A 20,470-nucleotide genomic window follows, 5' to 3' on the forward strand; every position below is an offset into this window, starting at 1 on the left:
GGTCTCACCCCACCTTTGACACGAAACAGCGATCTTCGCCTACCGGGAGAACCGGTTACCAGGCCCAGGCTTCGGGGCCCGGGCCGCCCTTGCCGACGGGCGGGAACAGCTCGTCGAGGCGGGTCAGGGTGTCGGAGTCCAGGGTGAGGGCGAGCGCGCCGAGGGTCTTGTCGAGCTGTTCCGCGGTGCGCGGGCCGATGATGGGGGCGGTCACGCCGGGGCGCGACAGCAGCCAGGCCAGCGCGACGTCGGCCGGGTCGGCGTCGAGCGACTCGCAGAGCTTCTCGTATGCCTCGATGGTGCCGCGGTGCTCGGCCAGCGTGTCGGTCGACCGGCCCTCACCGGACCGGGCCGCCGTGCCGTCCTTGATCTTGCGGAGGGCCCCGCTCAGCAGCCCGCCGTGCAGCGGCGACCACGGGATGATGCCGACGCCGTACTGCATCGCCGCGGGCACCACCTCCAGCTCGACGTGGCGCGTCATCAGGTTGTAGATGCACTGCTCGGAGACCAGGCCGAGGAAGTGGCGGCTGCGCGCGGCCTCCTGCGCGGCCGCGATGTGCCAGCCGGCGAAGTTGGACGAGCCCACGTAGAGCACCTTGCCGGCGGCGACGAGGGTCTCCATCGCCTGCCAGATCTCGTCCCACGGCGTCTTCCGGTCCACGTGGTGCATCTGGTACAGGTCGATGTGGTCGGTCTGCAGCCGGCGCAGCGACGCGTCGGCGGCCTTGACGATGTGCCGGGCGGACAGGCCCTGGTCGTTGGGCCATTCGCCCATCTTCCCGTACACCTTCGTGGCCAGCACGACCTTGTCGCGGCGCCCCCCGCCCTGCGCGAACCAGCGGCCGATGATCTGCTCGGTGAGGCCCTCGCCGAGCTGCCAGCCGTACACGTCGGCGGTGTCGAAGAAGTTGATGCCGTGGTCGAGGGCGCGGTCCATGATGGCGTGGCTGTCGGGTTCGGACGTCTTGGGTCCGAAGTTCATGGTGCCGAGGCAGAACCTGCTGACGGTCAGGCCGGTGCGGCCCACAGTGGTGAACTCCATGAGTACTCACCCTATCCCCACCGGAACGCCGCCCGGCGGGGCGAAACGGACGAGGTCAGCTCTCCCGGGCCGCCGGGGCGCCGCCGAAGAGCACGTCGTCCCAGCTCGGCAGGCGCTTGCGCGGCTTGTCGCCGGGGCCGGTCGCGGTGTTGTCGGCCGGGGGCTGCCGGCGCGGGCGCAGCACGGCCAGCGAGGGCACGGCCGGCACCTCCTTGGGCGCGTCCGCGTCCTCGTCGAAGGCGCTGCTGTCGCGGCCACCGGCCAGCACGGCGCTGGCCGGGCGCTGGCGCGGCGCGTCGGAGGGCACGTCGAGGCCGCGGCCGGGGCCGCTGCCCAGGGGCCGGTCCATCGCGGCGACCAGCGCGTCGCGGCCGGCCCGGATCGGGTCGCGGCCGGGGCGGCGCGTGGTGTCGGTCGGCGTGGGCAGGCCGTGGCCGCTGCGGCTGGGCGCGTTGGTCTGGCCCGCGGTCGGGTCCTGGCCCAGGATCTGGGTCGGACGCTCGGCGCACAGGTACTGCGCCATGTCGTCGTAGGGCGACACCGACTGCCGGTTGCGGTCGAGCTCCCAGATCGCCTGCGCGGTGGCCTTGCCCGACGGCCAGGTGGCGACGATGCGCCAGGTGCCGTCGTCGCGCCGGTAGGCGTCCCAGGAGATCTTCTCCGTGTCGATGCCGTGCTGGGCCAGCCGGCCGTCGACGACGTCGGCGAGGGTCGCGCCCTTGTCGGAGCTCTTCAGTCGGGTGCGCCGCGCGTGCTGGGCCAGCATGGCCCGCTCCTGCAGCACCGGGCCGGCGTAGCGCAGCACACGGTCGACCGGCACGCCCGCGATGCGGGCCACGTCCTCGGCGCTCTCGCCGGAGCGGATGCGCGACTGGATGTCCCGCGGGGACAGCACGGTGGCGGCGTCGAAGGGCGACGCGGTGATGGTCATCGTGTGCGCGCCGGAGCCGCGGTCGGGATGCGTCGCCGAGGCGACCCGGTCGTCGATGGGCAGCGCCAGTAGACGACCGACCTCGTCCGCGAGGACGAGCGCCTGGCCGTCTTCGGAGAGGGCGACGAACCGTACGGGTCGCATCGTCAGCCTCCGTCCCCTGTGCCGGTCCATGCCGTGGCTGCCGGGGGGAGCTCCCGGCCACGGTATGACGTTCCCAAGACAACACCGTACGCGTTGAAGGCACACCCGCGCACCCGCCACGCCGAGTCTGACGACACGCTCACATTCGCGTGCGGACATATCCGGCGTGTCCATGGTGGCCGGTGGGGGCGGTTCAGCCCCTGCGTACGGCCGCGAGCGAGGTGTCGAGACCGCGTTTGAGGCGGCCGCCGAGCGGACGTTCCACATAGCGGTGGACGAGCCAGGACACGCCCAGCATCGCCGCCACGATCCCGGCCAGCAGCAGCCAGGGCGGCACGTGTCCGCGCAGCGCCAGGATCAGCGTCTGCCCGATGGCCTGGTGGATCAGGTAGAGCGGGTAGGTCAGCGCGCCCGCGACGGTCAGCCAGCGCCAGCCGACGCGCTGGAACGCGCCGAGCGCGATCGCCGCCAGCAGCCCGAAGCAGCCGGTGACCACGGCCGCGACGCTCCACCAGCTGAGGTGGAAGTGCTCCAGGGCCGGGTGGCCCTGCAGCCGGTACAGCGCGATCAGCCAGTTGACGCCGACCAGCCCCCACAGCAGCAGGTTGGCCCCGAACCGGTGGATCAGGAACAGCGCCACGCCCGCGACGAAGTACGGGGCGAACTCCGGCACGATCATGTTGTCGAGCCAGCGCTGGTCCCAGGTGGTGGAGAAGACGGCGAGCAGGGTCCACAGCGCGCAGAAGTAGACGACGCGCCGGCAGGTCACGCCCAGCCGCACCACGATCGCGAACAGCAGGTAGAAGCGCAGCTCCGCGCCGAGCGACCAGTACGACCAGTCCTGGTCGGTGACGCCCAGGCCGCTCTGCAGCATGGTCAGGTTGACCAGCGACTCGGGGGCGGGCAGCGGCCCGCGCAGCGCGGGCCAGATGGCCAGCACCGCGGTGGTCAGCACGACGCCGACCCAGTAGGCCGGGAACAGCCGCACGGCCCGGGAGACCGCGAACTCGCCGAGGCCGCGACCCCAGCTGCTCAGGCAGATGACGAAGCCGCTGATGAGGAAGAACAGGTTCACGCCGAGCCAGCCGAAGGAGGCGACGGCGGCCAGCGGGCCGAACAGCGCGCCGGGTTCGACGCCCCACGGTCCGCGTACCAGATGATGGGCGACCACCAGCAGCGCCGCGGCCAGCCGCAGCCCGTCGAGCACCAGCAGCCGGCGGGACGGAGCCGCCCGCTCCCCGGGTGCGGCCGCGACGTCCGGCTGGGGGATCACCGGCTGCGCGGCCTCCGGCCGGACGGCTTCGGGCCCGGGTGTCTCCGGCGGTGCCGGGCGGGCGCCGGTGACCCGGCCGACGAGGCGGGTCGTGTTCGCGGCCGCCGGGGCGCCCGGCGCCGCGGGACGGACGGTGGTCGGGTGCTGGGCGGCGCGCGCCGCGGGCCGGGTCGGGCCGCCGCGTGTCGTGTGCGGCGTGCCCGCTTCCTGCTGCGTCGTCACCAGAGGGACCCCTTGCGCTGGTCGGTCGGGCTCACCTCTGGCGGTTGCCCAGCCGTCGCGCCGGCTACACCCGGCGGAAGGGGCGAGCCTATCCAAGACTTACGCAAATCACCCAAAATGCCGCATACATTCACCGGTACGCGGACGAAAATGCGGCGGGGCCCTTCGGGCCCCGCCGCATCAGTTGCGCGAAACGGTCTACAGCTGCTCGATCACGTAGTCGATGCTCGCGGTCAGCGCCTGCACGTCCGACGGCTCGACCGCCGGGTAGAGCGCGACGCGCAGCTGGTTGCGGCCCAGCTTGCGGTACGGCTCGGTGTCGACCACGCCGTTGGCGCGCAGCGTCTTCGCGATCGCGGCCGCGTCGACGCCGTCGTTGAAGTCGATCGTGGCGACCACATTGGAGCGCAGCCCCGGGTCGGTCACGAACGGCGTCGCCACCGGCGACTTCTCCGCCCAGCGGTACAGGATCTCGGCGCTCTCCGCGGTGCGCTGCGCCGCCCAGGACAGGCCGCCCTGCGCGTTCATCCAGTCGGTCTGCTCGGCGGCCAGGAAGATGGTGGCCAGCGCGGGCGTGTTCAGGGTCTGCTCCAGCCGCGAGTTCTCGATCGCGGTGACCAGGTCCAGGAACGCCGGGATGTACCGGCCGCCCGCCTTGATCTGTTCGGCGCGCGCGATGGCGGCCGGGGAGAGGATGGCGATCCACAGGCCGCCGTCCGAGGCGAAGCACTTCTGCGGCGCGAAGTAGTAGACGTCGCTCTGGGTCAGGTCCACGTCCAGGCCGCCCGCGGCCGAGGTGGCGTCGTGCAGGATCAGCGCGCCGGGGTCGGCCCCCGCCACCCGCTGCACGGGCACGGCGACACCGGTCGACGTCTCGTTCTGCGTGATGCCGTACGCGTCCACGCCCTCCTCGGCGACCAGGAACGCGGCGCTGCCCGGCTCGCCCTTGTGGACCGTCGGCGCACCCAGGAACGGGGCGTCCTTGACAGCCTTGGCGAACTTCGCGCCGAACTCGCCGAACGTGGCGAACTGGGCCCGGTCCTTGATCAGGGAGAACGCGGCGACCTCCCAGAAGGCGGTGGTGCCACCGTTGCCGATGATCACCTCGTAGCCCTCGGGCAGGCCGAAGAAGTCGGCCAGGCCCTGCCGGAAGCGGGCGACCTGGTTCTTCACCGTCTTCTGCCGGTGCGACGTGCCGAGGAAGGAGCCGGCGACCGAACTGAGCGCCTCCACCGCCTGGGGCCGCACCTTGGACGGGCCGCAGCAGAACCGGCCGTCGACAGGCAGGAGCTCGGCAGGGATCTTGATCGGCGTCTCGGCCATGACATCAGTCCTTCAGGCGTGTCAGATCGTGCGAGAGAGCATCGGCGACGCTGCCAATGCCGCATTCTCCCACGTCAACGACCCACCCCCAGGCGCCGTCCCACCGTTTCCCCCGTGACGGTCCTCACCCCTGCGCCCCGCCCGTGGTGAGACGGCGAAGGGCGCCCGCGCGAGCGGACGCCCTTCGTTCAAGGCCGGATCAGTGGTGGCTGATGGCGTTCCAGCCCTCGACTTCCTGGGCCTTGCGGGTGCCGGGGCCGACGTACGTCGCCGACGGGCGGACCAGGCGGCTCAGCTTCTTCTGCTCCAGGATGTGCGCGGACCAGCCGGCCACCCGGGCGCAGGTGAACATCGAGGTGAACATGTGCGCGGGCACCTCGGCGAAGTCGAGCACGACCGCGGACCAGAACTCGACGTTCGTCTCCAGCACCCGGTCGGGGCGGCGGGCGCGCAGCTCGGCCAGCGCGGCCTTCTCCAGCGCCTCGGCCACCTCGTAGCGGGCCGCGCCCAGCTCCTTGGCGGTGCGGCGCAGCACGCGGGCGCGCGGGTCCTCGGCCCGGTAGACCCGGTGGCCGAAGCCCATCAGCCGCTCGCCGCGGTCCAGCACGCCCTTGACGTAGCCCTCGGCGTCGCCGGAGCGCTCCACACCCTCGATCATGTGCAGCACCCGCGAGGGCGCGCCGCCGTGCAGCGGGCCGGACAGCGCGCCGATGCCGGAGGAGATGCAGGCCGCGGCGTCGGCGCCGGTGGAGGCGACGACCCGGGTGGTGAACGTGGAGGCGTTCATGCCGTGCTCGGCGGCCGAGATGAAGTACGCGTCGACGGCCTTGACGTGCCGCGGGTCGGGCTCGCCGCGCCAGCGCTTCATGAAGCGCTCGACGATGGTCTGCGCCTTGTCGATCTCCTTCTGCGGCACGGCCGGCAGGCCCAGGCCGCGGGCCGACTGCGCGACGAAGGACAGCGCGGTCACCGACACCCGGGCGAGGTCCTCGCGGGCCTGCTCGTCGGAGATGTCGAGCAGCTGGCCCAGGCCCCAGTACGGGGCGAGCATGGCGACCGCGGACTGCACGTCGACGCGGATGTCACCGGAGTGCACGGGCACCGGGAACGGCTCGGCGGGCGGCAGGCCCGGGCCGAACTTGCCGTCCACCAGCAGCGCCCAGACGTTGCCGAAGGAGACCTGGCCGATCAGATCCTCGATGTCGACGCCCCGGTAACGAAGCGCGCCGCCCTCCTTGTCGGGCTCGGCGATCTCGGTCTCGAAGGCGATCACGCCCTCCAGGCCCGGCTTGAAGTCGGACATGTCGTTCTCCCGGTTCTCGGACCTGAGGTTAGGTTCAGTTCGAGCAACATCTTGCCCCGCGGGTAACCGTTTGGCGACCCGCCCCGCACGTGCCGGAAGCGACATCTTCGGTCTGCGGGAGCCTTGTCAACGGGATTTCCACCGGTGGCGAGCTGGCACGACATGATTTCCGCTGCTGATACGCAGTGCGACAGGATGACTACGTGACTTGGAGCACACCTTGACCACCGGCCCCTCCGCCGCGCCCCACGACCTGGCGCGCATGCGCCGTGAATACGAGCCCGCCGCCGCGCACCGCCCGGCCGTCCGCGAGGAGCCGCTCGTCGAGGAGCACCTCGCCGCGGACTGGCCGACCCAGTTCGGGCGGTGGTTCGCCGAGGCGGTGGCCGCGGACCTGCCCGAGCCCAACGCGATGATCGTCGCCACGGCCGACGCGCAGGGGCGGCCCAGCAGCCGCACCGTGCTGCTCAAGGGCTATGACGAGCGCGGTTTCGTGTTCTTCACCAACTACGCCTCGCGCAAGGGCCGCGAGGCGCTGGAAAACCCGTACGCCAGCCTGCTCTTCCCGTGGTTCGCGATGGGCCGCCAGGTGGTGGTGTGCGGTCGGATCACGCCCGTGGACCGGCACGTGAGCGAGGAGTACTTCCGGGTGCGCCCGCGCGGGGCGCAGCTGGGCGCGTGGGCCAGCGCGCAGTCCTCGGTGCTGCCCGACCGGCAGGCGCTGGAGGACGCGTACGCCGCCGCCGAGCAGTCGTTCCCGGCCGAGGCCGACGTGCCGCTGCCCGAGCACTGGGGCGGGCTGCGGGTGGAGCCGGAGACCGTGGAGTTCTGGCAGGGCAGGCGCAGCAGGCTGCACGATCGGCTCCGTTTCCGCAGGGAGCCCGACGGCGGCGCGGACAGGTGGATCGTGGAGCGCCTGGCGCCTTAGAAAGCAATGTAGGGTGCGAGATCGTGACCAACTTTCGGCCGTCCGGCACCCAATGGACGCTCAGCCACGGTGACCAGACCGCAACCGTCGTCGAGGTCGGCGGCGGTCTGCGCAGCTACACCGTGAACGGGACGGAGATCCTCGACGGGTACGCCGAGGGCGAGCTCTGCCCGGCCGGCTCCGGCCAACTGCTGATGCCCTGGCCGAACCGGATCCGCGACGGCCACTACCGCCACGCCGGTGTGGCGCACCAGCTGCCGCTGAGCGAGCCGTCCCTGCACAACGCCATCCACGGCCTGGTCCGCTGGCTGCCCTGGCACGCGGCGGAGCAGTCGGACGGCCTGCTCGCGGTGGAGTGCGGGCTGGAGCCGCAGCTCGGCTACCCGTGGCGGCTGGCCCTGCGGGTCGAATACCGGCTGGGCGACCTCGGCCTGACCGTGACGCACCACGTCGTGAACCGCGCCGACACCCCTGTGCCGTTCGGCGTCGGCACCCACCCGTACCTGCGCATCCCCGGCCACGCGGTGGACGACCTGACGCTGACCGTGCCCGCGCGCACCCGGCTGCTGGTCGACGGCCGCATGCTGCCGATCGGCGCGGCCAAGGTGGCCGGGGGCGAGTTCGACTTCACCGAGCCGCGGCGCATCGGCGCGCTCGAGCTCGACACGGCGTTCGGCGACCTGGTCCGCGACGGCGACGGCGGCTCGACGGTCACCATCAGCGCCCCCGACGGGCGGGCGGTGCACGTCTGGGCCGACGCGAACTTCCACTGGTGGCAGCTGTTCACCGCGCACACGCTGACCGGCGAGCGGCACCGCCGCGCGGTCGCGATCGAGCCGATGACCTGCCCGCCGGACGCGATGCGCTCGGGCCGGGACCTGATCGAACTGGCCCCGGCCGAGACCTGGCAGGGCACCTGGGGAATCCGCGCCGACCTCGGGGCCTGAGCGTGGAGTTCGCCGACGTCGTCCGCCGACGCCGGATGGTGCGCCGCTACGACCCGGACCGGCCGGTGCCGGCCGAGGTCGTGCAGCGGCTGCTGAGCCATGCCACCCGGGCGCCCTCGGCCGGGTTCGCCCAGGGCTGGGCGTTCCTGGTGCTGGAGACGGCGGATGAGCGGGAACGCTTCTGGGCGGCGGCGAGCCCGCAGGCCGGATCGCGGACCCGGTGGCTGGACGGCATGCGCACCGCGCCGCTGATCATCGTGCCGCTGTCGGACAAGTCGGCGTACCTGGACCGGTACGCCGAGGCGGACAAGGGCTGGACGGATCGCGACGAGGCGCGCTGGCCGGTGCCGTACTGGCACGTCGACACCGGCATGGCCGCGCTGCTGATGCTGCTCACCGCGGTGGACGAGGGCCTGGGCGGGTGCTTCTTCGGCATCCCGCCGCAGCGCCACGACGTGTTCCGCGAGGCGTTCGGGGTGCCGGCCGCGTACACCCCGGTCGGCGCGGTGAGCGTCGGCTACCGGGCCGCCGATCACCGGTCGGCGTCACTCGCCCGGGGCCGCAGGTCACTCGACGAGGTGGTCCACCGCGGGACCTGGGGAGCGACCGTGGAAGCGGCGCAGGCGTCGGCGGGTGCGCGTAACGTCGCCGACGGCGGTTAGGCTGAGCGCACTCGGTTTCGGAGGGGAGGGCAGGCGTGATCTTCAAGGCGGTGCGCGACGGGCGGCCGTACCCGGAGCACGGGTACACCCTCAAGCAGTGGGCCGAGATCCCGCCGGAGCGGGTGTCACTCAACCAGCTGATCACGATCAAGCTGGAGATGGCCCTGGACCGGGTCCTGGCCGACGACTCCACGTTCTACGGCGACCTCTTCCCGCACGTGGTGCAGTGGAAGGGTGAGCTCTACCTGGAGGACGGGCTGCACCGGGCGCTGCGGGCAGCGCTCCAGCAGCGGCACCAGATCCACGTCCGCATTCTCGTGCTCAGCTGAGTCCGGCTACCCCGTCGGCTTAGCCGCCGTTAAGGTGACCTCGTGACGACTCCGGTGCTCCCCCTCGATCTCCTCGACCTGGACTCGCTGCTCACCGACGAGGAGCTGCAGATCCGCGCCGTGGTCCGGCGCCTGGTCGACGACAAGGTACGCCCGCACGTGGCCGGCTGGTACGAGACCGGCCACGCCCCGGTGCGCGAGCTGGCCCGCGACTTCGGCGCGCTCGGCCTGCTCGGCATGCACCTGGACGGCTACGGCTGCGCCGGGTCGTCCGCGGTCGCGTACGGGCTGGCCTGCCTGGAGCTGGAGGCGGCTGACTCGGGGGTGCGCTCGCTGGTGAGCGTGCAGGGCTCGCTGGCCATGTTCGCGATCTGGAAGTACGGCTCCGAGGTGCAGAAGCAGCGCTGGCTGCCCGGTATGGCCAAGGGTGAGCTGATCGGCTGTTTCGGCCTGACGGAGCCCGACCACGGCTCCGACCCGGCGAACATGTCGACCCGGGCCCGCCGCGACGGCGACGGCTGGGTACTGCACGGCGGCAAGATGTGGATCACCAACGCGCCGGTGGCCGACGTGGCCGTGGTCTGGGCCCGCACCGACGAGGGCGTACGCGGCTTCGCGGTGCCCATGGACACGCCCGGCGTGACCGCCAAGGAGATCACCGGCAAGCTCTCGCTGCGGGCCAGCGCCACCGGCGAGATCGTGCTGGACGAGGTGCGCCTGCCCGCCGACGCGATCCTGCCCGGCGCGCAGGGCCTGAAGGCCCCGCTGAGCTGCCTCACCGAGGCCCGCTACGGCATCGTCTGGGGGGCGCTCGGCGCGGCCCGCGACTGCCTGCACACGGCGATCGCGTACGCCGGCACCCGCACCCAGTTCGGCAAGCCGATCGCGGGCTTCCAGCTCACCCAGGCCAAGCTCGCCGACATGGCCCTCGAATTGCAGAAGGGCTTCCTGCTCGCGCTGCACCTGGGCCGTACGGCCGACCGCGGCGCGCTGCGCCCCGAGATGGTCAGCGCGGGCAAGCTGAACAACGTGCGCGAGGCGATCGCGATCGCCCGGCAGTGCCGCACCATCCTCGGCGCCAACGGCGTCTCCGGGGAGTACCCGGTGCTGCGCCACGCCAACAACCTGGAGAGCGTGCTCACCTACGAGGGCACCTCGGAGATCCACCAGCTGGTGCTCGGCCAGCGGCTGACCGGCATAGCCGCCTTCGGCTGACCGCCGCGCGCGGGTCGTCCGCCCGCTCCGGCGTATTCGTCCGACCGCAGAGGGTGCTTGTTGTCGGCGTCGGGTAATACCGTGGTGTCCGTACACCCCAGCGGTCAGACAGGAGACGTCAATGGGCGCCGCCGACGAGCCGACGCAGAACCTGCCGGAATTCAAGCCCGGCCGGTCCCGGCCGACCGAACCGCTGCCCCGGCAGCGTCCCGACGAGGAGGAGACCCTGCTGGTCGAGCCGCCCCGCCGCTCGCGGCTGGGCCGCGCGTTCCTGGCCCTGGTGGTCGTGCTCGGCGTGCTGGCCGGCGGCTACTTCGGGCTGACCGCGGCCGGGTTGATCCCGAAGTTCGGCAACCCGTTCGCGGAGCGGACGACCGACAACTCGCAGCCGCCGCTGCTGCTGTCGATCAAGGACTTGAGCCGGTTCGTCGCGGCCGAGGGCAACTTCGAGGTCATCGTCGACCTCAAGGAGGACCGCAAGTTCATCCCCGACTGGCTGCTCAACCAGCGCACCCTGTTCGTGGCCGCGGGCACGGTCGAGGCCTACGTCGACTTCGGCAACCTGTCCGACGACAAGATCGTCGTTTCGCCGGACCGCAAGTCGGTCACCATCACCCTGCCCCCGCCGACGGTCGCCGAGCCGAAGCTGGACCTGGACCGCAGCTACGTCTTCGCCGAGGAGCGGGGTCTGATCAACCGGGTCGGCGAGTTCTTCGACGGCGACCCGAACCGGCAGCAGGAGACCATGCTGCGGGCCGAGCAGCAGCTGGCCGATGCGGCGAAGAAGAGCACGCTGCAGCAGCGGGCCGAGGACAACACCCGCAAGACCCTGGAGAGCATGATGCGCTCGCTGGGCTACACCTCGGTGACCGTGATCTTCGAAGGGGCGTGAGCTCAGGCCGCCGGGGCGGGCGCGCCGTCGGGGTTCAGCATGCGGTTCACCAGGTTCGCGGTGGCGTGCTGGACCCGGGTGTCGCGGTGGCCCCGGCGGTTGAGCGCGAGCGGCCAGTTGAAGGTGCCCGCGCAGAACACCACGGCGCCCGAGGCAGCCTCGTACACGCTGGTGTTCTGCATGGCGGGCTGGCCCTTGGCGGTCAGGTAAGGCGAGGCGGACAGCAGGGTCTGCACGCCGTCGGCGAACGGGTAGGCGGCGTCGCGGCCGTCCGCCTCGCCCGCCACCAGGTTGCGGATCGCCATCCCGTCCTGGACCCCGGCGCCCTGCCACATCCAGTGGCCGGCCCCCTGCACGATCAGCGGCGCGGCCGTCCCGACGACACCGTTGTACTGCACGCCGAGCAGCCGCTGCTCCGCATCGTGCGGGCTGAGGGAGCGCCAGGTGACGGTCGACCGGCGGGCCGTCGAGCCGGGATCCTCCTGGGGGCTCTTGTAGCAGGCGACGACCCGGTCCGGCCGGTCGCCGGCGGGCTCGTAGCCGATGTTCCAGTAGACGTTGTTGGCGGCGAGGAAGGCCAGGCTCACGCCGCCCGCCACCGCGGCCTCGGTGGCCGCCCGCATCTCCGCCGACCAGTACTCGTCGTGCCCGGGGAAGACGAGTCCCGCGTGCCGGAGCGGATCGAGCCGCCCGGTGTGCAGGTCCTCGCTCGTGGCGTAGGTCACGTCGTAGCCGCCGCGCTCGGCCCACTGGATCAGGTCGTAGTCGGTGTCGAACATGTAGGGCAGGCCGGAGCCGCTGTAGGGCCGGTCGTGGGAGACCTTGCGGGACCGCTCCTCGGTGCCGATCACGCCGTCGGGCCGGTAACCCTGGTAGAGGTTGCGCCCGAGGCGGCCGTCGCGCGGCCAGAAGTTGTAGGCCTGGTACGTCGAGAACGGCAGCACGACGCAGAGGTTGCCGGTCCGGCGGTCGTCGCGGACCACGAAGACGGCGTGGCTGCGGTGGTTCGTGGCGGTGGTGAACACCGCCACGTACGTGCCGGACACCCAGCCGGCCGGCACCTTCAGGGTCCATGCCACCGGCCAGTCGCAGGCGACGAGGTTGGTCTTGGCCACGCGGGCCGCCTTCGGCTGCGGCCGGCCGTGCAGCGTGGGGCTGCTCGCCACGTACCGGGCTCCGGCGCCGCCGTAATGGCCCAGCCGGAAGACCTCGACCCGGTACGGCTCGGCGGCGCCCACGTGCACGTGGAAGTCGATCGACTCGCCGACGTCGACGCTGGTCGCCGAGGCGTAGGCCGCGATCTGCTGCCGCACGTCGTCGGCGCTGCGGAACGCCGGGTCGGCGGCCAGCCACCGCTTGCCCACGGCCCGGCGGTTCTCGGCGGGGATGGGGTTGGCGGTGCGCGGTGGCCGTCTGCGGGCTGCGGCCGGCGAGGGGGCCGCGGGCGCGGGTTCGGGCAGGCGCTGCTGCGGCACCCTGGCGATCTGCGGTCCGTCCCCGGAGCCACAGGCGGCCAGGACGCCCGCGGCGCCGGCGGCCAGGCCGCCGAGGGCGGCACGACGCGAAACAGAAGGCATGGCGAAACTCCCCCGACGTGACGTCGCCGGGACCGTCGTCCGTAACCAACTGCTCACGTGAGAGGTGTCCGCTGATGTCGCATCGTCGAACGGGGGCGCGAGGGGGGTTGGGGCCCGGAACCGGTTCCAGCCCGCCGAAGAGTACTCGGCTGACGGTCGTGTCGGTAGCAGAGCTAGTGTTGCCCTGTCCGTTCCAGCGTCGGAAGGCACACCCCGTGATCAGCGTGTTCGACCTTTTCAAGATCGGGATCGGGCCCTCCAGCTCGCATACGGTCGGGCCGATGCGCGCCGCCAACCGGTTCGCGACCGGGCTGAAGGCGGACGGGCTGCTCAGCGACGTCGTGCTGGTGCGCGCCGAGCTCTTCGGATCGCTGGGCGCGACCGGCCACGGGCACGGCAGCGACAAGGCGGTGCTGCTCGGGCTGGCCGGCGACGATCCCGAGACCGTCGACACGGCCACCGCCGACGCCCGCTTCCGCGAGATCAAGGCGGCGGGCCGGGTCCGGCTGCTCGACATCGAGGACGCCTCGTTCGAGCTGACCCTGCACCGCCGGCGCTCGCTGCCCTACCACCCCAACGGGATGACCTTCGCGGCCTTCGACGCGGCCGGGGCGTGCGTGCGCGAGCGCACCTACTACTCGGTCGGCGGCGGCTTCGTGGTGGACGAGACCGCGGCCGGGGCAGACCGCATCAAACCGGATGACACGGTGGTCCGCTTCCCGTACCGGACCGGCGGCGAGCTGCTCGCCCTGGCCAAGGACACCGGCCTGCGGATCAGCGACATCGTGCTGGCCAACGAGCTGTCCTGGCGCTCGGAGGCCGACGTGCGGGCCGGGCTGCTGCGCATCTGGCAGGTCATGCAGGACTGCGTGGAGACCGGCTGCACCGTCGAGGGCACCCTGCCCGGCGGCCTGAAGGTGCGCCGCCGCGCCGCGGAACTGCACCGGACGTTGTCCAAGGAGCACTTCACCACCGACCCGCTGCGGGTCATGGACTGGATCACGCTGTTCGCGCTCGCCGTGAACGAGGAGAACGCGGCCGGCGGCCGGGTGGTGACCGCCCCGACCAACGGCGCGGCCGGCATCGTGCCCGCGGTGCTGCACTACTACGCCCGCTTCGTGCCCGGCGCGAACGACGACGGCGTGGTGCGATTCCTGCTCACCGCCGCCGCGATCGGCGTGCTGTTCAAGGAGAACGCCTCCATCTCCGGGGCCGAGGTCGGCTGCCAGGGCGAGGTGGGCTCGGCCTGCTCGATGGCGGCGGCCGGGCTGGCCGAGGTGCTCGGCGGCACCCCGGAGCAGGTGGAGAACGCCGCCGAGATCGCGATGGAGCACAACCTCGGGCTCACCTGCGACCCGGTGGGCGGCCTGGTGCAGATCCCGTGCATCGAGCGCAACGCGGTGGCCAGCGTCAAGGCGATCACCGCGGCCCGGCTGGCGCTGCGCGGCGACGGCAACCACTTCGTCTCCCTGGACAAGGTGATCAAGACGATGCGGGAGACCGGCGCCGACATGAAGGTCAAGTACAAGGAGACCGCGCGCGGCGGGCTGGCCGTCAACGTGATCGAGTGCTGACGAGCCGTCCTCTGGTTTCACCCGTGTAAGCGTGGTCGGCGTTGTTAGCGTTGGGGCGACACCGAACGCGGGCCGCACCGGCCCCGCAGCACAGGGGGCCGATGCCGACGTGACGCTGCTGAGCATCGTCCTGCCCGCCTACAAGGTGCAGGGCTACCTGCGCGAGTGCCTCGACTCGATCCTGGACCAGGGCTTCGGCGACGTGGAGCTGATCGCCGTCGACGACCGCTCGCCCGACCACTGCGGCGAGATCTTCGACGAGTACGCCGCCCGGGACACCCGGGTCAGGGTGCTGCACCTGGCGCAGAACGTCGGGCTCGGCGAGGCGCGCAACGTCGGCCTGGCCCAGGCGACCGGCGAGTACGTGTGGTTCGTCGACACCGACGACACGCTCACCCCGGGCTCGCTGGAGACGGTCGCGCGGGCGCTGCGCGAGCAGGCGCCGGACGTGCTGATCGTGGACTTCGAGCGCACTTACCCCATCGGGCGGCCGCGCCGCAGCAGGCTGCGCCGGTCGTTCGCCGCCGCGGCCGGGCCCAACGGAGCCGACCTGCAGGCCCGCCCGGACCTGATCAAGACGATCCACACCGTGTGGAACAAGATCGTACGACGGGACCTGCTGGCCAAGCTCGACCTGCGCTTCGCCCCCGGCTGGTACGAGGACGTCTCCTGGACGTATCCGCTGCTGGTGGGCGCGGAGCGGATCTTCACGCTGGGGGAGGTCTGCTACGCGTACCGCCAGCGCCGCCAGGGCGCGATCACACGCACCGTGAACCCCCGGCACCTCGAGGTCTTCACCCACTGGGAGCGGGCCTGGGAGCTGATCGACCGGCAGGGCAGCCGGGCCGACCCGATCCGGCCGGTGCTGTTCGCGCGCATGATCTGGCACCTGATGCAGACCGTCGGCAACACCGAGCGGCTGCCGCCGAACCTGCGCCGGCACTCGTTCCTGCGCACCGCCGACATGTTCGCCCGCTACCGGCCCGCGGGCGGGTTCGCCCCGCCGCGCGGTGCGGACGGGCTGCGCTACCGGCTGGTGGCCCGGCGCGCCTGGCGCTCGTACACGGCGCTGCAAGCGGTGCGGCGCGCCCAGCGCGGGCTGCGCGGCGCGCTCGCCGCCAGGCTGCGCGAACACGCCGGGTCCGGCTCCCACCTGGGCCTGCTCGCCCGCGCCTACTACCGGCTGCAGCGCCGCCTGCCACTCGACGAGAACCTGGCCGGCTACGCCGCGTACTGGTACCGCGAGGTCTCCTGCAACCCGGCCGCGGTCGAGCAGGCCGCCCGCCGACTCGCCCCGCACCTGCGCGGGGTGTGGGTGGTCGGCAGGGACGCGAGCGGCGCCGTGCCCGCGGGCACGGTGCACGTGGTCGAGGGCTCGCGGGCGTACTACCGGCTGCTGGCCCGGGCGAAGTACCTCGTCAACAACGTGAACTTCCCGGACTTCGTGCGCAAGCGGCCGGGCCAGGTGCACCTGCAGACGCACCACGGCACGCCGGTCAAGGCGATGGGCCTGGACGAGCAGCACTTCCCGGCGGGCGAGCGGCACAACTTCGCGGCCCTGCTGCGCCGCAGCGACCGCTGGGACTTCAGCGTCAGCGCGAACGCCCACAGCACCGAGGTGTGGGAGCGCGTCTACCCATGCGCGTTCGAGCCGCTGGAGACCGGCTCGCCCCGCAACGACCGGCTGGCCCGCGCGGGCGCGGGCGAGTCCGCGGCGGCGCGGGCGGCGCTGGGCGTGCCCGAGGACGAGACCGTCGTGCTGTACATGCCGACGTCGCGCCCGGAGCCGCTGACCCTGCCGCCGTTCGATCCGGCGGCGCTCGCCGCGGCGCTGGGCCCGCGCGGCCGGGTGCTGGTGCGCGGCCGGCTGGTGCCCGGAGCGGACTCGCCGCACCCCCAGGTGCAGGACGTGTCCGGGTATCGGGTCGTGGAGGACCTCTACCTCGCCGCGGACATCCTGGTCAGCGACTACTCGTCGGTGATCTTCGACTTCGCGGTGCTGGACCGGCCCATCGTGCTCTACGTGCCGGACTGGGCGCAGTACCGCGCCGCCCGCGGCGCGTCGCTGGACGTGATCGCGCACGCGCCGGGTCCGGTCGCCGGCAGCTTCGCCGAACTGGTGTCACTGCTCGGCGAGGGCCGCGCGAACGCGTCGAGTGAGCGCCGCGCCGCGTTCCGTGACCGCTTCTGCGCCTGGGAGGACGGCCACGCCGCCGACCGCGTGGTGCGCCGCGTTTTTCTCGGCGAGCAGGTCACGCCGCCGCGGCCGCTGCCGCCGCACTGAGGATCACATCGCCTCCGCGAGGCCCGGACCACGACAGCGGTCCGGGCCTCGCCGTATGCACCCTCCGAAGAAGACACCGTGTGTTCATGGACGATTTCGCAGCGTCGTGATCTGCGGGAGCGGCAAGGTAATAGATCCGTGACCGGGTGAACATGGAACGTTTACCCGATAGGAAGGCGGGGGATTTTTCGCGAGAGTGTCCAGATTCGGGGCCGGAACGAGGGCTGTGGGAGGAGACGGTGACAACCGTCGCGCTCAAAGACGTCACCAAGGTATTTCCAGATGGGACCGTAGCGGTCGACAACGTCAGCCTGGACGTGGCCGACGGGGAGTTCATGGTGCTCCTGGGTCCTTCCGGCTGCGGCAAATCGACCGTACTTCGCATGATCGCCGGGCTTGAGGATCCCAGCAGCGGCGCCGTTGTGCTCGACGGCCAGCTGGCCAACCAGCTCCCGCCGCGCGACCGGCGCATCGCCATGGTCTTCCAGGACTTCGCGCTGTACCCGCACATGACCGTGGGAGAGAACATCGGCTTCCCGCTGCGGCTGTCCGGCGTCGAGCCGGAGCCGCGGGCGGAGCGGGTCGCCGACGTGGCCAGCGCTCTGGGCATCGGGGACGTGCTGGGCCGCAAGCCGAGCCAGCTGTCCGGCGGCCAGCGCCAGCGGGTGGCCATGGGCCGCGCCATCGTGCGCCGTCCCGGGCTGTTCCTGATGGACGAGCCGCTGTCCAACCTCGACAGCGGCCTGCGCGCCGAACTGCGCGCGGAGATCTCCGGGCTGGTCCGGGAGCTGGGCGTCAGCACCGTGTACGTGACGCACGACCAGGCCGAGGCGCTGACCATGGCCGACCGGGTCGCCATCATGCGCAAGGGCGTGCTGCAGGACGTGGGCACGCCGACGCAGGTGTACGGCAAGCCGGCCACCCTCTACGTGGCCGCCTTCCTGGGCAGCCCGCGCATGAACCTGCTGGAGGCGTCGGTCTACGTGCACCTCGACCGCTACGTCCAGCTCAACCTGGGCGAGCAGTCGCTGTACCTGAAGTGGGACGACATCCGCGCTCGCGCCGTGTCGCACTTCCACGGCGAGCGCATCGTCATCGGCGTACGGGCCGAGGCCCTCACGCCGGTCGCCCCGGACACCCCGGGCGACGTGCTGCAGGGCCGCATCCGCTACCTGGAGCACCACGGTCACGAGTCGCTGGCCTTCGTGGACATCGGCGCGACCGCGGTCGTGGTCGACGAGATCGGCCGCTCCGCGGCCGAGCAGGAGGAGCACGGCTCCCGGCTGCGCCGCTTCGGCCATGTCATCAACCGGATGAAGGGCCGCTCCAACGGCGCCGCCACCTCGGTGGTCGAACGGCCGTCGAGCCGTGAGCGGGAGAGCGTTCTCTCGGACCCGGGCCGCCACCACCGGCGTGCCGCCGAGCTGGCGGTACGGCTCGCGCCGTACCCGCAGATCAGCTCGGGACACCCGCTGTCCATCGCGGTGCGCATGGACGCGCTGCACTTCTTCGACGAGCGCGGTGACCGGATCGACGTCGGCTGGCGCTGACGGGTCACCGCCTCCCGCGGCCGCTACGGCCGCGGTCCAAGATCGCCGTTTCGTGTCGAAACCTGTGTTCTCACTCAAGGTTCCGACCCGAGGCGGCGATCTTCATGCCACGCCGGCCCCTTGCCGCCGATAGTTACTGGTGGGTAACCTGGCGGGTATGACGATCGACGCCACTGTTGTCGCCGAGGGGCTGCTGGCCACCGTGCCGTTCGCGCGGACCATCGGCATCCGGTTCACCGAGATCACCGTCGACGGGGACGGGGTGCGCGCCGTCGCCACGCTGCCGGACGACCCCGCCGTGCACAACCACGTCGGCGGACCGCATGCCGGCGCGATGTTCAGCCTCGGGGAGACCGCCTCCGGTGCGATCGTGCTCGCCGCGTTCGGCGACCAGCTGCACCGGGCCACGCCGCTCGCGGTGCGCGCGGGCATCGCGTACCAGAAACTGGCCATGGGCGTCGTCAGCGCGACCGCCACGCTCTCCCGGCCCCCCGCGGACGTGGTGGCCGAACTGGACGCCGGGCAGCGGCCCGAGTTCGAGGTCAACGTCGTCATCGCCAACGCCGAGGGCGTGACCACGGGCGAGATGGCCATCACCTGGACCCTGCGCCCCCACCGCTGAACATCTGACCACGCGGCCGGTGGCCAACGGCGGAACGCGTCCCCACGAGCCGCCGCGGCCCGGCTTCGGCGACGTGACCCGGGTCAGCCGACGGCGGACAGCGTCGCGGTCGCGGCGTCCGGGGCCGCGCCCCGGCGGCCTGCCTGGCGCAGTCCCCAGCGGATGATGTGCGGCGCGGCCAGGCCCGCGGCCGCGAAGATCGCGGCGAGGGCGCTCCAGCCCGGGGCGCCCCAGCCGATGACCAGCGCCGTGATGACCGGCGGCCCCACCATGTTGCCGAGCTGCCGCCCCGTCTGGTGCACCCCCTGATACTGGCCCTGCGCCCAGTCCGGGGCCAGGTCGAAGACGACCGCGAACGTCGCACTCGACAGCCACAGTTCGCCCAGCACGTGCACCGCCGACGCCGCCAGCACCAACACCGTCACCAGCCACGACGGCCGCCCCGCGGACAGCCCGAACAGCACGCACGACGCGGCCACCACGAGCGCGCCGCGCCGGGCCACACCCACCGCGTCCGCCGCGGTGTGCGTGCCACGGGAGGCCCACACCTGCAGGGTGACGCAGCCGATCGTGTTCACCAGCAGCGCCGCGGAGACCAGCGCGACCGGCGCCCGCGTGTGCGCGATCAGCCAAAGCGGCAGCGCCAGGCTCAGCACCTCGTTGTAGAGCGCCGCCACCACCCCGTCGAGCAGTGCGAACGCCAGGAACGGGCGATCGCGCAGGGCGGCCATCCGCGGCCCGCCAGGCGGAGCCGACGCGGGGGCGACGGCGCTGACCCGCCTGACGACGACGGCCGCCAGCAGGAACGTCACCGCATTGCCCAGCAGCACGGCTAGGTAGCCCGCGCGGGTGTCCAGCAGCAGCGGCAGGCCGCCGGCCAGGGTGCCCAGCGCGATGCCGGCGTTGTTCGTGGACCGGATGAAGGCCCGGGTGCGCACCCGCTCCGCCGGGGGCACCGCGCCCGCGATCATCGCGCCGTTGGCCGCCTTCACCGTCGCGTCGGCCACCGCGATCACACAGGCGATCAGCACGTACGACCACAGGTCGCGGACCTGGGTCAGGCTGGTGAAGCAGGCCGCGAGCATGAGCAGCGCCACGATCTGCACCTGCTTCGGGCCCCGGCGGTCGGCGAGGTAGCCCATGGGCGTGGTGAGCACCATGCCGGCCAGGGCCGCCGCGCTCAGGCCGAGCGCCACCTGGGCCGGGCTGAGGCCGACCGAGCGGGTGAGGAAGAGCGCGCTGGTGGTGAGGTAGGCGCCGTTGCCGAAGGTGTTCACCAGGGTGGCGAACATGAGGACGCGCGGCGTGCCCGGGGCGGGGAGGAACTTGCTGAACACGCTGGCGATATTAACAGTACGTACGTACGGTTTGTAAAGTCGGAGGCCGTGAGCTGGGTGGGGAACACGGGCGGGTGCCCGCGGCACCTCGTACCGCGAGATGTCCCGCCGGTCGCTAGACTGTGCACTCGCGCCCTCGTAGCTCAGGGGATAGAGCAACGGTTTCCTAAACCGTGGGTCGCAGGTTCGAATCCTGCCGGGGGCACCTCCACGATCAGGCATTTCCCCTCCGAACTGGGGAGACGCACGTCAGCCGATCGAACGCAAACGCGGCCGCATGCCACCCCAAGCCGCCGTTCGCCGGCAGCGTTTTAG

General features: G+C 72.1%; 17 protein-coding genes and 1 tRNA gene. 11 read left to right on the plus strand and 7 right to left on the minus strand.

Going from position 1 to position 20,470, the window contains the following annotated elements; translation table 11 throughout:
* Positions 1-55 precede the first annotated feature (55 nt).
* The 5 genes from F9C41_RS20460 to F9C41_RS20480 all read right to left on the minus strand — a co-directional run bounded on the left by F9C41_RS20460 (position 56) and on the right by F9C41_RS20480 (position 6,238).
* Positions 56-1,042, minus strand: a complete 987-nt coding sequence (locus F9C41_RS20460; protein ID WP_155388442.1) for an aldo/keto reductase — start codon at positions 1,040-1,042, stop codon at positions 56-58.
* A gap of 55 nt (positions 1,043-1,097) precedes the next feature.
* On the minus strand, positions 1,098-2,117 hold the full coding sequence (sepH, locus tag F9C41_RS20465) for a septation protein SepH (protein ID WP_155388443.1): 1,020 nt from the start codon (positions 2,115-2,117) through the stop codon (positions 1,098-1,100).
* Positions 2,118-2,310: 193 nt separating this feature from the next.
* Positions 2,311-3,612 (minus strand): acyltransferase family protein, encoded by a 1,302-nt coding sequence (locus F9C41_RS20470; protein WP_196279857.1) that lies wholly within the window; start codon positions 3,610-3,612, stop codon positions 2,311-2,313.
* A gap of 198 nt (positions 3,613-3,810) precedes the next feature.
* Complete coding sequence (gene serC / locus F9C41_RS20475; RefSeq protein ID WP_155388445.1) at positions 3,811-4,935, minus strand: phosphoserine transaminase; 1,125 nt, start codon at positions 4,933-4,935, stop codon at positions 3,811-3,813.
* 199 nt (positions 4,936-5,134) lie between these two features.
* Entirely contained in the window at positions 5,135-6,238 is a 1,104-nt protein-coding gene (locus tag F9C41_RS20480; RefSeq protein WP_155388446.1) for a citrate synthase 2, read from the minus strand.
* A gap of 262 nt (positions 6,239-6,500) precedes the next feature.
* On the opposite strand from F9C41_RS20480, the gene pdxH reads away from it, so the two are divergent.
* From pdxH to F9C41_RS20510, 6 genes are all read left to right on the plus strand, one after another.
* The gene (gene pdxH / locus F9C41_RS20485; protein ID WP_155388567.1) at positions 6,501-7,166 is read left to right on the plus strand and encodes a pyridoxamine 5'-phosphate oxidase; all 666 of its coding nucleotides are present in this window, start codon (positions 6,501-6,503) and stop codon (positions 7,164-7,166) included.
* Between the two features lie 23 nt (positions 7,167-7,189).
* Positions 7,190-8,113 (plus strand): aldose 1-epimerase family protein, encoded by a 924-nt coding sequence (locus F9C41_RS20490; RefSeq protein WP_230689794.1) that lies wholly within the window; start codon positions 7,190-7,192, stop codon positions 8,111-8,113.
* A 2-nt stretch (positions 8,114-8,115) separates the two neighbouring features.
* Positions 8,116-8,775 (plus strand): nitroreductase family protein, encoded by a 660-nt coding sequence (locus F9C41_RS20495; protein WP_155388447.1) that lies wholly within the window; start codon positions 8,116-8,118, stop codon positions 8,773-8,775.
* A gap of 35 nt (positions 8,776-8,810) precedes the next feature.
* A complete protein-coding gene (locus tag F9C41_RS20500) occupies positions 8,811-9,104 on the plus strand; it encodes a type II toxin-antitoxin system VapB family antitoxin (protein WP_155388448.1) in 294 nt (97 codons plus the stop codon).
* Positions 9,105-9,158: 54 nt separating this feature from the next.
* Positions 9,159-10,319 carry an acyl-CoA dehydrogenase family protein gene (locus tag F9C41_RS20505; RefSeq protein WP_155388569.1) on the plus strand — a complete coding sequence of 387 codons (1,161 nt, stop codon included), beginning with the start codon at positions 9,159-9,161 and terminating at the stop codon, positions 10,317-10,319.
* A gap of 121 nt (positions 10,320-10,440) precedes the next feature.
* A complete protein-coding gene (locus F9C41_RS20510; RefSeq protein WP_155388449.1) occupies positions 10,441-11,211 on the plus strand; it encodes a DUF4230 domain-containing protein in 771 nt (256 codons plus the stop codon).
* Between the two features lie 2 nt (positions 11,212-11,213).
* Here the strand turns inward: F9C41_RS20510 and F9C41_RS20515 are convergent, their stop codons facing one another.
* Positions 11,214-12,788 carry a N,N-dimethylformamidase beta subunit family domain-containing protein gene (locus F9C41_RS20515; protein WP_230689795.1) on the minus strand — a complete coding sequence of 525 codons (1,575 nt, stop codon included), beginning with the start codon at positions 12,786-12,788 and terminating at the stop codon, positions 11,214-11,216.
* A 215-nt stretch (positions 12,789-13,003) separates the two neighbouring features.
* On the opposite strand from F9C41_RS20515, the gene F9C41_RS20520 reads away from it, so the two are divergent.
* The 4 genes from F9C41_RS20520 to F9C41_RS20535 all read left to right on the plus strand — a co-directional run bounded on the left by F9C41_RS20520 (position 13,004) and on the right by F9C41_RS20535 (position 18,818).
* Positions 13,004-14,362, plus strand: coding sequence for an L-serine ammonia-lyase (locus F9C41_RS20520; protein ID WP_155388450.1), 1,359 nt, complete (start codon positions 13,004-13,006; stop codon positions 14,360-14,362).
* A 109-nt stretch (positions 14,363-14,471) separates the two neighbouring features.
* On the plus strand, positions 14,472-16,646 hold the full coding sequence (locus tag F9C41_RS20525) for a bifunctional glycosyltransferase/CDP-glycerol:glycerophosphate glycerophosphotransferase (protein WP_155388451.1): 2,175 nt from the start codon (positions 14,472-14,474) through the stop codon (positions 16,644-16,646).
* Positions 16,647-16,885: 239 nt separating this feature from the next.
* Positions 16,886-18,196 carry an ABC transporter ATP-binding protein gene (locus F9C41_RS20530; protein WP_155388452.1) on the plus strand — a complete coding sequence of 437 codons (1,311 nt, stop codon included), beginning with the start codon at positions 16,886-16,888 and terminating at the stop codon, positions 18,194-18,196.
* 157 nt (positions 18,197-18,353) lie between these two features.
* Complete coding sequence (locus tag F9C41_RS20535; RefSeq protein WP_155388453.1) at positions 18,354-18,818, plus strand: DUF4442 domain-containing protein; 465 nt, start codon at positions 18,354-18,356, stop codon at positions 18,816-18,818.
* Between the two features lie 83 nt (positions 18,819-18,901).
* Here the strand turns inward: F9C41_RS20535 and F9C41_RS20540 are convergent, their stop codons facing one another.
* Positions 18,902-20,155, minus strand: coding sequence for an MFS transporter (locus F9C41_RS20540; RefSeq protein WP_155388454.1), 1,254 nt, complete (start codon positions 20,153-20,155; stop codon positions 18,902-18,904).
* Positions 20,156-20,287: 132 nt separating this feature from the next.
* Here F9C41_RS20540 and F9C41_RS20545 point away from each other — a divergent pair.
* Positions 20,288-20,360 (plus strand) — tRNA-Arg (locus F9C41_RS20545).
* Positions 20,361-20,470 lie beyond the last annotated feature (110 nt).

This window comes from Catellatospora paridis, from assembly GCF_009720365.1.
Classification (GTDB): domain Bacteria; phylum Actinomycetota; class Actinomycetes; order Mycobacteriales; family Micromonosporaceae; genus Catellatospora; species Catellatospora paridis.

Coding starts and splice junctions, on each gene's coding strand:
- F9C41_RS20460 (WP_155388442.1), bottom strand. CDS start 1,042: ATGGAGTTCACCACTGTGGGCCGCACCGGCCTGACCGTCAGCAGGTTC.
- serC (WP_155388445.1), bottom strand. CDS start 4,935: ATGGCCGAGACGCCGATCAAGATCCCTGCCGAGCTCCTGCCTGTCGAC.
- F9C41_RS20535 (WP_155388453.1), top strand. CDS start 18,354: ATGACGATCGACGCCACTGTTGTCGCCGAGGGGCTGCTGGCCACCGTG.
- F9C41_RS20480 (WP_155388446.1), bottom strand. CDS start 6,238: ATGTCCGACTTCAAGCCGGGCCTGGAGGGCGTGATCGCCTTCGAGACC.
- F9C41_RS20510 (WP_155388449.1), top strand. CDS start 10,441: ATGGGCGCCGCCGACGAGCCGACGCAGAACCTGCCGGAATTCAAGCCC.
- sepH (WP_155388443.1), bottom strand. CDS start 2,117: ATGCGACCCGTACGGTTCGTCGCCCTCTCCGAAGACGGCCAGGCGCTC.
- F9C41_RS20515 (WP_230689795.1), bottom strand. CDS start 12,788: ATGCCTTCTGTTTCGCGTCGTGCCGCCCTCGGCGGCCTGGCCGCCGGC.
- pdxH (WP_155388567.1), top strand. CDS start 6,501: ATGCGCCGTGAATACGAGCCCGCCGCCGCGCACCGCCCGGCCGTCCGC.